We start from the raw sequence: 15,294 nt of genomic DNA, 5'->3' as shown, positions 1-15,294 counted from the left end.
GAATCCATTCGATGCGACAACGGTCCTGAATACATCAGCGCAGTGACCTTGGCGTGGGCCGCAAAACGCGGCATCCGCATCGATTTCATCCAGCCAGGCGAGCCCCAACAGAATGCCTACGTTGAGCGCTACAACAGGACGGTTCGTTATGACTGGCTCGCCCATCACTTGTTCGAGACGCTCGACGAAATCCAGGAATTTGCCACCAGCTGGTTGTGGACCTACAATCCCGACCGGCCCAACATGGCACTCGGTGGTATTACGCCAAAACAGAAACTGGCGCTCGCCGCTTAACCTCTACTTTTAGCGTGCTCTAAAAATGGGGGGATTACCGCCTGAATTGCCCCAAAGACTTCATGAGCAAGACAGCGCGCAAGCTGATCTCGTACGGGGCGCGTCAGGATGCAGGCAAGTGACGGCGTTCACGGCTGCGGCAAGTCTCGATGATGGCCGGATTGTAGACCACAACTTGTCGATTGGCAGCCTGAAAGAGACACGCCATGTCACCTCGGATCGCTGCCTCTCCTGTACCCGCCAAGGTAGCTTCAAGCGTGTAAGACCAATGCGGCGATTCACTTGTGCCGTGCCAGTCAGACGCACGACGTTCGATTTGTTTGCGTTACCGCACACTCGCGACGCGTGTCGGCGCAATAATTTCCCTTCGTAAAAACCCAATCGGGACTTGCACGGTGCGTCCATGCGTGCCACGCCCATGCCGCCCTGCCCTGGGAACGAACAACGGGAGTGCTTCAAAATGGTCATGTATACGTCCAGTGTGTGGGACCGGCTGATCGCACCAATCCCCGCATGCGCCACCGGGCGGCGACCGCTTCAGCTAACGCTGGCGCAATACAAGCTTGCCATTGCGCGCGACCTCGAAGCCCTGCTCAACACCCGCGTTGCCCTAACTCCGGAAGAGCTGGCGACGTATCCTGCCTGCAGGGAATCCATCGTCAATTTCGGCCTGGCCGACTTCGCTCAGCTGTGCCTTACCAGTAGTAGCGACCGCAAGAAAATTTGTGATCTGCTCACCGCTGCCATCGTGCGCAACGAGCCGCGGCTGGCACAGGTGCGGGCCCGGCTGGTCGAAGATGCCGGCAGGGTAAACCGACTCAGTTTCGCCATCTCCGGGCAACTGCGCACGCTGGCCAATGACGACCGCGTGCAGTTCGATATCCTGCTCGAGCCCTCGAGTCTGCAGTACGCCATTCGCTGACCCCCGGAGTGCCAGATGAAGAGACTCCTGAAAGCGATCCGCCTGTATTACGAGCGCGAGCTCTCCACCATGCAGTCCCTCAACGCCGAGTTCGCCGCCGAATTTCCTGCCCAAGCCGGTCAGCTGGGCATGGAAGGCGGGCAACGCAACGATCCCCATATCGAACGCTTTATCCAGGCCACAGCATTGTCGAACGCCCGCATTGCCAAGCTGATCGATGACAATGATCACAAGGTGACCGAGGCCCTGCTGCAGCTCAATTACCCTCAATACTTGCAACCTTTTCCATCCACCGCCATCGTGCGCGTCGATTCGAGCGCTGGCCTTGCGACCATGACGGCGCCCGGCTTGATCCCCCGTGGCGCTACGCTGGTGGCACGCTCGGCCGACGGGCCCTCGTGCCGGCTGCGCACCGTGTTCGACGTGCACATCACCCCCTTGGTTGTGGAACAGGTCACCTTCCAACCGTACTTCAACTTGCCGCCGGCGATGCCACGACCGGCCGCTGTCACGACGATGCTTTCCATCGACATCGAATCAAAAGCGGCCACCCTGAGCCTGGGGCAGGTGCAGCTGGACAGGCTGCGCCTGTTCATCGATGCCGAACCGTCGCTGTGCGCGACCACACGCGACCTGCTGTTCATGCATACCAAGGCGGCGTACCTGGAGGTTGACCGCAATTGGCTGGCTCTGCGTACCGTGCCGCTCAAAGCGGTGGGATTCGATCCGCACGAGTCGGCGCTTCCGCGCAGCATCTTGTCGCACCCCGCCTACTTGTTGCTGAGCGAGTATTTTGTCAATCCTGAGAAATTCAATTTTTTCGACATTGACTGGCCGGCGCTGGCGCCCCACCTGCCGACCACGTGCCGGCGCCTCACCCTGCACCTGGGTCTGGCTGGCGTAGCCGCCGATACGCACACTGGCCGCGCCCTGAGCCAGCTCTCGAGCGAGAATTTCGTACCCGGATGCATACCGGTCGTGAATTTGTTCAGGCACCCGGCATGTCCGATTGAACTGACACACATGACGCCTGATTATGCATTGCTCGCCGATGGTGCTTACGCCGACGTCTGCGATATTTATAGCGTCGACAAGGTCACCACGGTGCAGAAATCGCGCCTCGGTCAGACCCTGACAGAATTCCGGCCGTATTACTCGCTGCGCCATGGCGAAGCCGGTGGCCGCCACGGCCGCTACTATGTGGTCCGCCGCGACGAGCTGGCGGCGCTGCGCCACCCCGGTCACGCAACGCGCATCGCGCTGGTCGACCTGGACCTTGATCCACTGGATATAGCCGATGCCAGCGTATCGATAGAACTCACCTGCACCAACCGCGATCTACCCAGTCGACTCTGCTACGACTCTGCAGGCGGCGACCTCAAGCTTGAGGGGGCGAGCGATGGCTATCCGCTGCGTTTCCTGCGCCGGCCAACGCCCCAATACCGGTTCAGTGCGCAGGACCATTGGCGCCTGATTGCGCACCTGTCGCTCAGTCATTGCGCGCTCTCTGCCGACGGCCTGCCTCTTCTTCAAGAAACGCTGACGCTGTACGACTTGCCACAGTCGTCGGTATCGCAGCGGCAGATCGCCGGCATCGTCGCGCTAGACCAGCGCGAGACGAGCCTTTGGCTGCGCGATGACGGTCATAGCGCCCTGGTGCGCGGTTTGGCGGTGCGCATTACGCTCGATGAGGATGCCTTCGCCGGCACCGGTATCGACTTGTTCGTCTCGGTACTCGACCATTTTTTTGGCCTCTACGTGCACTGCCAAAGCTTCACGCAGTTGACGGTTATCTCGCAAGCGAGCGGAAAGGAGCTGATCCGATGCCACCCACGCAACGGCGCGCGCAAGCTGGTCTGATCGACCGGTTGATCACGCAACCATGCCGGTTTCATTTTTTTCAAGCCGTGCGCCTGATCGAGCTCTGGCTGCAGCGCGACGCGGCTTTGCACGGCAAAAAACTCGAAACGGTGCTGCGTTGTAAAAACAGCGTCGCACTGGGCTTTCCGCCCAGCCAGATCGAGGCGCTCGCCATCGACGCCGACACCCCCGAGATCGCAACGCTACCAGGCGCACCGATTTCAGCGACGATGGACCGCCTGCGCCACATCCGCCTCACGCCTGCCTTCATGGGTTTTCTGGGTGTGCACGGCGTGCTGCCCTACGATTACACCGCCACCATCGCCGCGCAGATCGCCTTTGAAAAGAACCACGCGGGCCGCGCCTTCTTTGATAACTTTTCGCATCGCATGATGGTCTTGTTCTACCGTGCTTGGGCCGCCTGCCACATCGAATCCGGCGCCGACGCTGACGGCCGCGACCGGTTTCTGGAGGCACAACTGGCCCTGGCCGGCAGGCCCCGGCGCCCACAGACAGCACCAGCAGACAAGACCACCGCCGTCATCCCCGCTGAAGTCCTGGCCCGCTACGCTGCGTTGATTCGTCATCGTCCCATGCAGGGCGAAATGATCGCCGGCGTGCTGACCGACTTTTTTCGCGTGCCCTTTCGCACCGAGCCGCTGGTCGGTTGCTGGGTCGATGCTGGTCACGACAATCGCATTGTCCTCGGTGTACAAAATCACGTGCTTGGGTTCGGCAATATGCTCGGCCCCCGCTACTGGTGCCGCGATGCCCTGGTGCGCCTGTGGGTAGGCCCGCTCACGCGCATCGAATTCGACCGTTTTCTTGCTGGCGGCAGCGCCGGCATGGCGCTCAGGGCAATGCTGGCCCTGTTCGCCATACCTGCCGTCGCATTCGAAGTGCGCCTCATTCTACGGGCTGCCGATGTCCGCCCTGTCGCCCTCGACAACCGTGCCCGGCTGGGTCGCGCCTCGGTCGTGCTCACTGCTCCGCAAGTGACAGACCATGCCGACACCCGCTATCTGATCGCCTTTTAATTGCAGCCTGGATGGAGATGCCCGTGGACCATGACAACGATTTCGACGTTGCCGACGAACTCAACGAAATCCTCACCGCCAGTAACCGCCCGCTGCGCATGCAGTTGGGCTTTCCGGACGGGGTGGCCAGCGACGTACTGCTGCCACAGCGGATCGAAGGCGTTGAGGCGATCTGCGACGGCATCGAGATGCGCATAGACTGCCTGGCGCTCGACGCGCACCTGCAACTTGACACGCTGATCGGGCTACCCGTGCAAGTGCAAATCGTGACCGACCAGGGACAGCTGCGCAGCATTTGCGGCATCGTCGCTACAGCGAGCGCCGGCGAAAGCGATGGCGGCCTGGCCAGCTACCAACTACTGATGCGCGATGCTCTGGCCATTCTCGACCTCGATGTCAGCACACGTGTATTCCTCGACCAGACCGAGCTCACTGTTGTCAAAACCGTGCTAGGCGAGGCGCGCCGCGCCAATCCGGGCCTGGCTGCGATGTTCGAATTCGAGCTCGAGACGGCGCTGTCCCTGCGCGACTTTCCGGTGCGCCGCCAAATCGTGCAATACAACGAAGGCACGGGCGCCTTCGTGCGCCGCCTGCTCCGGCGCCGCGGCGTTTCCTGGTTTTTCCGCCCGGGTCGCGCCGGGGAGGCAGGCGAAACTGCGGCGACCGACGGGCCGACCTTGGCGCCAGCGCATACCATGGTGCTGTTTCAGGACGCCAGGCGGCTCAAACTGAGCAGCGCCGGCACCATCCGTTTTCATCGCGACAGCGCCACGGAAGAGCGCGACTCGATCACCGCGTTTGGCGCAGTGCGCACCTTGCGTCCGGGCCGGGTAAGCCGTCACAGCTGGGACTACGCCAACCCGCGCGGCACCGACTTCATGAGCGCCAGTCTCGCCAGCGCCGACGACCAGGGCATCAGGGGAAACAGGCTGGCCGCCACGCTGGACCAGTATCTCAGCGAGGCGCCACACGTGCGCGACACCTATGAGGACCTCGAGGGGCTGGTCCGCCAGGCGCGGGACCGCTCGGATTTCAAGGCCACGTGCTTCCACGCCGAGGGCGGCGTGCGGGACTGCACTGCCGGCGAATATTTCATCCTGGCCGGCCACCCCGACATCGACCGCCACCCGGACGCCGAACGCCAGTTCGTCGTGCTGTCCTCGCACATCACCGCGCAGAACAACCTGCCCAAGAAATACGATGCGCGGGTCGCGCGTCTGTTTGCACGCAACCGCTGGCATACCGATACCGCCGACCTCCCCCTGGCGGCGCAGAACTGGTTTGATTCAAGCCAGTTCCGCTTTCAGTGCCGCCTTACTTGCGTACGGCGCGACATCACCTTCGTACCGGCTTGGGACGCGCGCGTCGACGTACCTCACGCGCAATTGCAAAGCGCCATCGTCGGCGGCGCGCCGGGTGAAGCCGTCTACTGCGACGCACAGGGCCGCGTCAAGGTGCAATTTACCGCCATGCGCGCGGGCGACCATGCGCATGCCGAGGGCGCCGGCGCCTCGGGAACGGACCGCGACTCGGCCTGGGTACGCGTGGCCAGTAGCTGGGCGGGCACTGGCAGCGGCATGCACTTTGGCGCCCTGGCGCTACCGCGCCCCGGCACCGAGGTGTTGATCGGTTTTCTGGGCGGCGACCCCGACAAGCCCATCATCATCGGTCAGCTCTACAACATGCTGGCCCGCCCGCCTTACCTGGGCGCTGGCGCCTTGCCCGGCAATAAATATTTGTCCGGCATCAGAAGCCTGGAAATCAAAGGGAGTCGGGGCAACCAGCTGCGGTTTGACGATACGACAGGCAAGATCAACTCGCAGCTGGCAAGCGACCATGCGGCATCGCAGCTGAACCTGGGCTACCTGGTCCAGCCACTATGCGATGGCCATGGCGCATTCCGTGGTGAAGGGGCAGAATTACGCAGCGACGCTTTTGTTGCAGTGCGCGGCGCCAAGGGCGTGCTGATCAGCGCTGCAGGCAGCCTTGATGCGGCCGGCGGCCAACTTGACCGAGAAGGGCTGGTGGGCGTCGCCGACGTGTTGCAGAGCGTCGCGGAACAGTTGGCCAAATTCGCCAGCCTGCACGCAAAGGACGCCGACAGCGGCATGGAACTGCCGCAACTGCTCGACAAGCTGCGTCATTGGACCGCCGCTGGCGCAGCTGGCGGTTCCCCGATCCTCGCCGCTGCAGCGCCGGCCGGCATCATCGTCGCCAGTGAGGCCAACCTGGCGTTGGGCGCCGTGTCGAAGATCGACCTCGTCAGCGCCGGCAATACCGATATCGCCACCGGCGGCGCGCTCGCCCTGCGCGGTGCGCGCGAGGTCAGCGTGTTTGCCCACCAGGATGGCATGAAGTTCGTCGCTGCTACCGGTGACATGCGCAGCGAAGCGCAGCACGGCGACATCAAACTGAGTGCCAGCGGCGAGATCACGCTTGCGGCCGGCGTGCGCATCACGCTCTCGGCGCCCGACATCCGTCTCGTTGCCACCGGCGTGCAGGTCGACTACGGCAGCGACAACATCAGCGCGCAGTCGAAGGGCAAGCACCTGATCAAGGCCGCCAGCTACGCCTTCGCCAAGGGCGGCGCGGGTGCGCCCATCGCGCTGGCGTTCCCGGCATCGACGCTGGCGACAGATGAACGCGTGATCCTGCAGCACCAGTCGACGGGCGAGCCCCTGCCACGCCGGCGTTACGAGTTGACGTTGGAGAACGGCAGAATCATCCGCGGGGTGACCGATGAACTCGGCCGCACCTCGCTGGCCACCAGTAACGCCTACGGCAAGATCGACATTTGCATTTTCCCCGAGGACGCGCCTGCATGAGTGCGCGCCATCACTTCCCGTGTCGCAATCACCGATCTAGAAAGGCCGTCATTATGTCCGCCAATAATGCGCAAGCTGAACCCACCCGCCCTTTGCCCGCTGCGCAACCGGATTGCGACGGCAACTTCCGCGCGACTGCGCACTTGTCGTCGATGGACTGCAAGACGCGTGCACTACTAAAGATTCCTTCATCGAAGGTCATTCCTGTCATTGTCATCCCGGGCATCATGGGCAGCAACTTGTGCGCCACCAGAGACCCGGCCAAACCTGCCAATAAGGTATTGAAACCCGGCGAAGAGGCCTGGCGACCGCCCAATGGCAGTGCGGAGGGACTCTCTGAGGCCGGCAAATGGGAGAAGCGGCTTCCCGCTCAACGCCAGCAAATCCTCGATGGCGAGACGCTGGACGTTGACGATAGAGGTTTATTGCCAGAGACGCCGGATATGCACGTTCCGTTCGACGCCGCTGTACTGAAAGAACGTGGCTGGGGGCAGGTCCATGCCAGCAGCTACGGCGTCCTTCTTGGTAACCTTGAGTTGCATCTCAATTCGGTGTTCCGCCCTGTGTGGAAGAAGCCCGTGCTCATGACGAAATGGTCTTACCTTGCCAAATGGGACCGTAATTCGTGGAATGTGCGCGAGGACGATCACGTCACCGCCAAACTGACCGATGCGCAATTGACGCAGTTCGCCCAGTTCCACTATCCCGTCTACGCCATGGGCTACAACTGGCTGCAGTCGAATGCTCTATCGGCAGATCGTCTGGAAAAACGCATTGACGAAATCATCAAATTTTGGCTCGACAGAAAGCAGCAGTGCAGCCAGGTCATATTGGTAACGCACTCGATGGGCGGGCTTGTCGCCCGGGCGTGCGCCAAGCGTATTCCTGACAAGATTCTGGGCATCGTGCACGGCGTCATGCCCGCACTCGGCGCGCCGGTGTGCTACCGGCGCATTGCCTGCGGGACTGAGGCTGACGGCTACGTTGGCGGTAAATTTGCCGACATCGCCGGGCGCAGGGAAGACGATACCACCCCTGTCATGGCCATCGCCTCCGGGCCACTCGAGCTTCTGCCAAACAACCGGTATCCGAAACCGTGGCTGTACGCAACCTTCGAAAGTGGTGAAGGGAAGCGCATCGCACACTTAAGCCTGCCAAGTGGCAATGTCTATGATATGTACCGCGACATGGCCTCGTGGTATCGCATGATTGATCCGGCGCTGGCTGATCCGGCAGGCAAATTCGAAAGCCCAGTCAGAGTCGCTAATGCGATAAAGAAAGCAGTCACTCAGGCAGAATATTTCCACACGACCGAGTTGGGCGATTACTACCATCCTAACAGTTACGCCTTCTATAGCGACGACCCTGTTCATCTGTCGTTTAGCACCTGCCGCTGGCACGCAGTCAAGACAGCGTCTGCGCCCGAAAAAAGCGTGCTCGCTTCAGGCGAGATCATTAGCCGCACTCCTAAAACCGGTGGCCGCACGGTGAAATTTTCGAATGGCAGCACCGTGCAGTTCACACATTCTGTCCAGGATGGCCCTGGCGACGGTACGGTGCCAAAGCTATCGGGCATGGGGCCGGCGCAAGGCGTCAAACAACTGTTTCGCACCAGGGGCTATGACCATCAGGGAAGTTACTCGAATGAGTCGATGCTGGCTCTTACCATGCAACTCATCGTCAGAATCGCCCTGGAGGCCAAATGAACAAAGTTCTTCCGCGCAAGCACAGCAAGTGGCTAGTCAAATTCATCATCGCTGCCTGCCTCATTCTCGCCTGCATCGCGCTCATGCGCAAGGTGCAAGCGGCCTTCCTCAACTACCAGGTGAACACCATGACGGCTGAAATGAAGGACCTCAAAATGAAACCCATGTGTGTCGGCCGCTTCCTGATCGACGTTCCAGCTGACGCCGAGGTGTCGTACCGGGGCGCCATGATTTCCGGATGGAGCATTGCGACCTATGAGGAAACTGACGAGCAATTCGCCACGCGCGTTGAGAAAAAGGAAGCTAAGCTGTCTAACGAAAAGAACGAGCGTGGAGGGCCCAGTCTTGAAAACACGCAGCAAATCAATAAAAATGGCGTGCACGGCAAAATACACGTGTTTGGCAGGGAATGGATTCGCGGCCTGCCAGATGAACCAATTTCCGAAAATGTCAGGATCGAGGCAATGATCCGTGCAAAAAAGCACAGTTTTAATCTCACCATAGAATATTCCGACGACAACGATCTTAATAAACTCGCGGAGCTGGCCACACAATTCAGGTCTCGCGAAGAGAACGAGATACCTACGGAGGCAGGTTACTGTTTTGACGGCGGATTTATCACAGAGCCATTAAAGGTCGAGCAGAGCGAACGCACAACCATGTTCGTCGGTCTCAATGGGCACCCCGATGTGTCGATAGCACTCAGCATGATAGCCGGTATCACCACACCAAGGACCTTGCTTCAACGCGATGCCGACGCACCAACTATCAACGCAAATCGTTCCCGTTTCCATTCCTTGCGACGCGGGGCGCGCGCCTTCAATAGCGAACCCGGGGAAGAGATTCTCGACCGCGTCCACGAGTTCGATGGGAACTATTGCCACTCATTCATGTGGGAGCTCATCCACAATAAAACCGACAACGTTTTCACGCCGCTTATGTCATTCGAGCTGAGCACCGGCAGTAGTCAACCCGGCACCACCGTCGATTCCAGTTTGACGGACGCCCAAGCGCTGGCACTCTGGGACAAGATGCTGTCCTCGTTGCGCGTGCGCCCGGTTGTAGCCGCCAAACCGGTCGCGCACGCACAAGTGGCTCTCGGCACGCGGACCGACAGCGGCATGCCCTGCCCTGCCAGCGGCTGGTGGCGCTGCATGGACACACTTGCGCAGGACAATATGCGCTGGTTCCAACGTGGCCAGATATTACCAAAGGCCTCCTTGCAAAAACAACAGTCACTCCTGGACCGGCTCAGAGGCACACCGGACCTCACAAGCAAACCGAACGTCTGGGAATTCGCCCGAATTGACGACGGTGCGAAAGACAGCCCAGAACCAGCGCTCGGGCGTGACAGCAAGGACAAGCCGGCGTAGCAGGCGTTATGACAGGATGGCCCGGGGACCCTACGGTGCCACAGCAATCCGGCGTGGGACCGGCGCAAGGCGTCAAACAACTGTTTCGCACCTGGGGCTACGGCCACCAGGGAAGCTACTCGAATGAGTCGATGCTGGCACTTACCATGCAATTAATCGTGAGAATCGCACTGGAGGCCAAATGAACAAAGTGCTTACGCGCAAGCACGGAAAGTGGTTGGTCAGACTAATCATCGCTGGCTGCTTCATCCTAGCCTGCATCGCGCTCATGCGTAAGGTGCAAGCAGCCTTTCTCAACTACCAGGTGATTAATATGACGGCTGAAATGAAGGACCTCAAGATGAAACCGATGTGCGTCGGCCGCTTCCTGATCGACCTCCCTTCCGACGCCGAAGTGTCATACCGGGGCGCGATGGTCGCTGGCTGGAGCATCGCGACCTACGAAGAGACGGATGAACAATTCACCGCAAGACTAGAGGAAAGGGAAATTCAGCTATCAGGTCAGAAAAATGAACGAGGGATGCCCAGCCTTGAAAGCACGCGTCCATTTGATAAACATGGAATGCACGGCAAGATCCGAGTGTTCGGCAGGCAGTGGATTCCCGGCCTGCCACATGAACCAATCACTGAAGCCATCAAGGCGGAGGCTATGATTCGTGTGCAAAAGCACAGTTTTAATATGAGTATGAAATATGTCAATGACAACGATCTCCAAGAACTCACCAAACTGGTTACTCAGTTCAGATCGCGCGAGGAAAACGAAATCCCAACCGAGGCTGGCTTCTGTTTCGACGGCGGATTTATCACAGAGCCATTAAAGGTCGAGCAGAGCGAACGCACAACCATGTTTGTCGGTCTCAATGGGTACCCCGATGTGTCGATAGCACTAAGCACGATAGCCGGTATCACCACACCGAGGACCTTGCTTCAACGCGATGCCGACGCACCAACTATCAACGCAAATCGTTCCCGTTTCCATTCCTTGCGGCGCGGGGCGCGGGCCTTCAATGGCGAGCCCGGGGAAGAGATTCTCGACCGCGTCCACGAGTTCAATGGGAACTATTGCCACTCGTTCAGGTGGGAGCTCGTCCACAATAAAACCGACAACGTTTTCACGCCGCTCATGTCATTCGAGCTGAGCACCGGCAACAGTCAACCCGGCACCACCGTCGATTCCAGTCTGACGGACGCCCACGCGCTGGCACTCTGGGAAAAGATGCTGTCCTCGTTGCGTGTACGCCCCGTGGTGGCGGCTAAAACTGAAGCGATCGCGCCAGCGCAAGCGGCTCTCGGCACACGTGCCAACAGCGGAATAGCCTGTCCTGCCAGCGGCTGGTGGCGCGGCATGGACGCACTTGCGCAGGACAATAGCCGATGGTTTCAACGTGGCCAGATATTGCCGAAAACATCCGTGCAAAAACAACCGTCAATCCTGGACCGGCTCAAAGGCACACCGGACCTCACAAACAAACCGACCGTCTGGGAATTCGTCCGGATGGAGGACGGTACGAAAGACAGCCCAGAACCAGCGCTCGGGCGTGACAGCACGGACAAGCCGGCGTAACAGGCATCACGACAGCCCGTATCCTCGCCACCAACATAAAAGGACCACCATGCCCAACGTCATTCGACTCGGCGATCCAACCTCCCACGGCGGCAAGGTCATCTCCGCCAGCGCCAGCGACTACCTCGTGGACGGCATTGCCGTGGTGCGCGTGGACGACCAGTGCAGTTGTCCAATTCCGGGACATGGCGTAACCCAGGTGGTGGAAGGCGATGCTGATTACATCGTCGAGGGCAAACCGGTTGCGCTTGCAGGACACAAGACTGGTTGTGGCGCGCAGTTGATCTCGACACTCGGCAACTACGAGATCGGTTGATCGAACATCGAAGATCGGACCGGCTCAAGGCGAGCAGCAGGGACTGCGATAAAAGCCTGATGCTGCGTTACAAAAAGAAAAAAGCCCCTGACATCAGGGGCTTCGTTCACTTCAACTGCCAGAGCTTGCCAGCTCCTGCCGAGCCGGGAATCACTCCCACTCGATGGTCGCCGGCGGCTTCCCCGAAATATCATACACAACGCGGTTAATCCCCCGCACCTCATTGATGATGCGGTTCGACACCTTGCCCATCAACGCATGCGGCAGATGCGCCCACTGCGCCGTCATGAAGTCCAGCGTCTGCACTGCGCGCAGCGCGACGACGTATTCATACGTGCGGCCATCGCCCATCACGCCCACCGATTTCACCGGCAGGAACACGGCAAACGCCTGGCTGGTCGCTTCGTACCAGTTCAGCGGCGCCTTGCCCGCATCGATGCCCGGCACCTGCGGCGCTTCGAATGGCGTGTTGCGCAGTTCTTCGATGAAGATCGCATCGGCTTCACGCAGCAGGTCAGCGAACTCTTTCTTGACTTCGCCGAGGATGCGCACGCCGAGGCCCGGGCCCGGGAACGGGTGACGGTAGACCATGTCATGCGGCAGGCCCAGCGCGACGCCCAGTTTGCGGACTTCATCCTTGAACAGTTCGCGCAGCGGTTCGAGCAGTTGCAGGTTCAGCGTCTCCGGCAGGCCGCCCACATTGTGGTGGCTCTTGATCGTCTGGCCCTTTTTACCTTTACCGGCCGATTCGATGACGTCCGGATAAATCGTGCCCTGTGCCAGCCATTTGGCGTTGGTCAGCTTGCCCGCTTCGACCTGGAACACTTCGACAAACTCGCGGCCGATGATCTTGCGTTTTTGCTCGGGATCGTTCACGCCGGCCAGGTGGCCCATGAACTGGTCTTCGGCATCGACGCGGATCACTTTCACGCCCAGGTTCTTGGCGAACATGTCCATGACCATTTTGCCTTCGTCCTTGCGCAGCAGGCCGTGGTCGACGAACACGCAGGTCAGCTGGTCGCCGATCGCGCGGTGGATCAGCGCGGCGGCCACGCTCGAATCGACGCCGCCCGACAGGCCCAGGATCACGTCGTCGGTGCCGACCTGTGCACGGATCTTTTCAACGGCTTCGCCGATGTAGTCCGGCATGTTCCAGTCCGACTTGCAGCCGCAGATCTCGTGCACGAAGCGGCCGATGATGGCTTCGCCCTGCGTCGTGTGCGTCACTTCCGGGTGGAATTGCAGCGCGTAGAAACGGCGCTCTTCGTCGGCCATCGCGGCGATCGGGCAGCTGTCGGTCGAACCCATCAGCTTGAAGCCGTCCGGCATTTCGAGGACCTTGTCGCCGTGGCTCATCCAGACCTTGAGCATGCCGTGGCCTTCGTCGGTGACGAAGTCAGTGATGCCATTGAGCAGCGCCGTGTGGCTGCGCGCGCGTACTTCGGCGTAGCCGAATTCGCGCTTCAGGCCGCTTTCAACCTTGCCGCCCAGCTGTGCCGCCATGGTCTGCATGCCGTAGCAGATGCCCAGCACCGGCACACCGGCTTCGAACACTGCCTGCGGCGCGCGTGGCGAATCGCCTTCGAGCGTCGAATTGTGACTGCCAGACAGGATGATGCCCGATGCGCCGTAGTTCCGGACGAACTCGTCGCTGACGTCGTAAGGGAAGACTTCGGAGAAGACGCCGGCATCGCGCACGCGGCGGGCGATCAGCTGGGTGACCTGGGAACCGAAATCGAGGATGAGGATTTTGGAGTGCATGAGATAGCTGTCAATAGGAATCTAGGTAGGGTGGACGGTTTTCGCGTCCACGCGTTCAGACAAAGCCAGCACTGATTGAACGCGTGGACGGCAGAGCCGTCCACCCTACGGAAGCGGCCGCAAGCGGCCACGTGGGTGCGGCCGCTTGCGGCCGCGTCGCGTGTCGATTACTCCGAACGGTAGTTCGGCGCTTCTTTCGTGATCTGCACGTCGTGCACGTGCGATTCGCGCATGCCGGCCGACGTGATCTCGACGAATTCGGCTTTCTCGCGCAGCTCTTCGATGGTGCTGCAACCGCAGTAACCCATCGACTGGCGCACGCCGCCGATCAGCTGGAAGATGATCGCCAGCACGCTGCCCTTGTAGGCAACGCGGCCTTCGATACCTTCGGGCACGAATTTGTCGGCTTTGCTCGACGCTTCCTGGAAGTAGCGGTCGGCCGAACCGTCGGCCATCGCGCCCAGGCTACCCATGCCGCGGTACGATTTGTAGCTGCGGCCCTGGTACAGGATGACTTCGCCCGGCGCTTCTTCGGTGCCGGCGAACATGCTGCCCATCATGACGGTGTGCGCGCCAGCAGCCAGTGCTTTCGAGATATCGCCCGAGAAGCGGATGCCGCCGTCGGCGATGCACGGCACGCCCGTGCCTTCAAGCGCTTCGGACACATTGGAGATCGCGGTGATTTGCGGCACGCCCACGCCGGCAACGATGCGGGTGGTGCAGATCGAGCCAGGGCCGATGCCGACCTTGACCGCGTCAGCGCCCGCTTCGACCAGCGCCAGCGCGGCCGACGCAGTGGCGATATTGCCGCCGATGACGTCCACGTGCGGGTAACGTTCCTTGATCCAGCGTACGCGGTCGAGAATGCCCTGCGAGTGGCCGTGGGCGGTGTCGACCACCAGCACGTCCACGCCAGCGGCGACCAGCAGTTCGATGCGCTCTTCGTCGCGCTCGCCGACGCCGACAGCGGCGCCCACGAGCAGCTTGCCCTGGGAATCTTTCGAGGCCAGCGGGTGTTCGTGCGACTTCTGGATATCCTTGACGGTGATCAGGCCGCGCAGTTCGAAGTCGTCATTGATGACGACCACGCGCTCGAGGCGGTGCTTGTTCATCAGGCGCTTGGCTTCGGCCGTGTCCGCGTCTTCTTTCACGGTCACCAGTTTTTCGCGCGGCGTCATTTTCGCACGCGCTTCGGCTTCCAGGTCTTCCTCGAAACGCAGGTCACGGTTGGTGATGATGCCGACGACCTGGTTGCCCTCGACCACCGGGAAGCCGCTGATGCCGTGCTGTTGCGACAGCGCCAGCACTTCGCGGATCTTCATGGTTGGTGGAATCGTGATCGGATCGCGCAGCACGCCCGCTTCGAAGCGCTTGACCCGCGCGACTTCGCGCGCCTGGTCGGCTGGACGGAGATTCTTGTGGATGATGCCGATACCGCCCTCTTGCGCCATGGCGATGGCCAGGTTCGCTTCGGTCACGGTGTCCATCGCAGCGGACAGCAGCGGAATGTTCAGCGTGATATTGCGGGTGAGCTTGGTGCGCAGGGAAGTTTGGGCCGGAAGAACGTTGGAGTAGGCCGGGACGAGCAGCACGTCATCGAAGGTGAGTGCTTTTTGGAGGAGACGCATAGTATTTC

General features: G+C 60.7%; 11 protein-coding genes. 9 read left to right on the top strand and 2 right to left on the bottom strand.

What is annotated here, in order from left to right; translation table 11 throughout:
- The 9 genes from RCH14_RS23340 to RCH14_RS23300 all read left to right on the top strand — a co-directional run.
- On the top strand, nucleotides 1-294 hold a 294-nt coding region (locus RCH14_RS23340; RefSeq protein WP_343028494.1), incomplete at its 5' end, for an integrase core domain-containing protein.
- A gap of 460 nt (nucleotides 295-754) precedes the next feature.
- Nucleotides 755-1,216 (top strand): type VI secretion system baseplate subunit TssE, encoded by a 462-nt coding sequence (tssE, locus tag RCH14_RS23335; protein ID WP_343028493.1) that lies wholly within the window; start codon nucleotides 755-757, stop codon nucleotides 1,214-1,216.
- 15 nt (nucleotides 1,217-1,231) lie between these two features.
- Nucleotides 1,232-3,076, top strand: a complete 1,845-nt coding sequence (gene tssF, locus RCH14_RS23330; protein WP_343028492.1) for a type VI secretion system baseplate subunit TssF — start codon at nucleotides 1,232-1,234, stop codon at nucleotides 3,074-3,076.
- Nucleotides 3,040-4,113, top strand: a complete 1,074-nt coding sequence (tssG, locus tag RCH14_RS23325) for a type VI secretion system baseplate subunit TssG (RefSeq protein WP_343028491.1) — start codon at nucleotides 3,040-3,042, stop codon at nucleotides 4,111-4,113. Before tssF ends, tssG begins: the two co-directional genes overlap by 37 nt.
- A 23-nt stretch (nucleotides 4,114-4,136) precedes the next feature.
- The gene (locus tag RCH14_RS23320) at nucleotides 4,137-6,938 is read left to right on the top strand and encodes a type VI secretion system Vgr family protein (RefSeq protein ID WP_343028490.1); all 2,802 of its coding nucleotides are present in this window, start codon (nucleotides 4,137-4,139) and stop codon (nucleotides 6,936-6,938) included.
- A gap of 53 nt (nucleotides 6,939-6,991) precedes the next feature.
- Entirely contained in the window at nucleotides 6,992-8,644 is a 1,653-nt protein-coding gene (locus RCH14_RS23315) for a hypothetical protein (RefSeq protein ID WP_343028489.1), read from the top strand.
- Nucleotides 8,641-10,017, top strand: a complete 1,377-nt coding sequence (locus RCH14_RS23310) for a T6SS immunity protein Tli4 family protein (RefSeq protein WP_343028488.1) — start codon at nucleotides 8,641-8,643, stop codon at nucleotides 10,015-10,017. The genes RCH14_RS23315 and RCH14_RS23310 overlap by 4 nt, the downstream gene beginning before the upstream one ends.
- Nucleotides 10,018-10,198: 181 nt before the next feature.
- Nucleotides 10,199-11,581: a T6SS immunity protein Tli4 family protein gene (locus RCH14_RS23305; RefSeq protein ID WP_343028487.1), complete on the top strand. Its 1,383-nt coding sequence runs from the start codon at nucleotides 10,199-10,201 to the stop codon at nucleotides 11,579-11,581.
- Nucleotides 11,582-11,630: 49 nt separating this feature from the next.
- On the top strand, nucleotides 11,631-11,897 hold the full coding sequence (locus RCH14_RS23300; RefSeq protein WP_343028486.1) for a PAAR domain-containing protein: 267 nt from the start codon (nucleotides 11,631-11,633) through the stop codon (nucleotides 11,895-11,897).
- Nucleotides 11,898-12,047: 150 nt separating this feature from the next.
- Here the strand turns inward: RCH14_RS23300 and guaA are convergent, their stop codons facing one another.
- Complete coding sequence (gene guaA / locus RCH14_RS23295) at nucleotides 12,048-13,658, bottom strand: glutamine-hydrolyzing GMP synthase (RefSeq protein ID WP_343028485.1); 1,611 nt, start codon at nucleotides 13,656-13,658, stop codon at nucleotides 12,048-12,050.
- A gap of 167 nt (nucleotides 13,659-13,825) precedes the next feature.
- Nucleotides 13,826-15,286 (bottom strand): IMP dehydrogenase, encoded by a 1,461-nt coding sequence (guaB, locus tag RCH14_RS23290; protein WP_343028484.1) that lies wholly within the window; start codon nucleotides 15,284-15,286, stop codon nucleotides 13,826-13,828.
- Nucleotides 15,287-15,294: the final 8 nt, after the last annotated feature.

It is taken from the genome of Massilia sp. MP_M2 (genome assembly GCF_039123635.1).
In the GTDB taxonomy this organism is placed as follows: Bacteria; Pseudomonadota; Gammaproteobacteria; order Burkholderiales; family Burkholderiaceae_D; genus Telluria.
The sequence above is the reverse complement of the archived record's forward strand: the minus strand, read 5'-3'. Positions and strand labels throughout refer to the sequence as shown.

Coding starts and splice junctions, on each gene's coding strand:
- tssE (WP_343028493.1), top strand. CDS start 755: ATGGTCATGTATACGTCCAGTGTGTGGGACCGGCTGATCGCACCAATC.
- tssF (WP_343028492.1), top strand. CDS start 1,232: ATGAAGAGACTCCTGAAAGCGATCCGCCTGTATTACGAGCGCGAGCTC.
- tssG (WP_343028491.1), top strand. CDS start 3,040: ATGCCACCCACGCAACGGCGCGCGCAAGCTGGTCTGATCGACCGGTTG.
- RCH14_RS23315 (WP_343028489.1), top strand. CDS start 6,992: ATGTCCGCCAATAATGCGCAAGCTGAACCCACCCGCCCTTTGCCCGCT.
- RCH14_RS23310 (WP_343028488.1), top strand. CDS start 8,641: ATGAACAAAGTTCTTCCGCGCAAGCACAGCAAGTGGCTAGTCAAATTC.
- RCH14_RS23305 (WP_343028487.1), top strand. CDS start 10,199: ATGAACAAAGTGCTTACGCGCAAGCACGGAAAGTGGTTGGTCAGACTA.
- RCH14_RS23300 (WP_343028486.1), top strand. CDS start 11,631: ATGCCCAACGTCATTCGACTCGGCGATCCAACCTCCCACGGCGGCAAG.
- guaA (WP_343028485.1), bottom strand. CDS start 13,658: ATGCACTCCAAAATCCTCATCCTCGATTTCGGTTCCCAGGTCACCCAG.
- guaB (WP_343028484.1), bottom strand. CDS start 15,286: ATGCGTCTCCTCCAAAAAGCACTCACCTTCGATGACGTGCTGCTCGTC.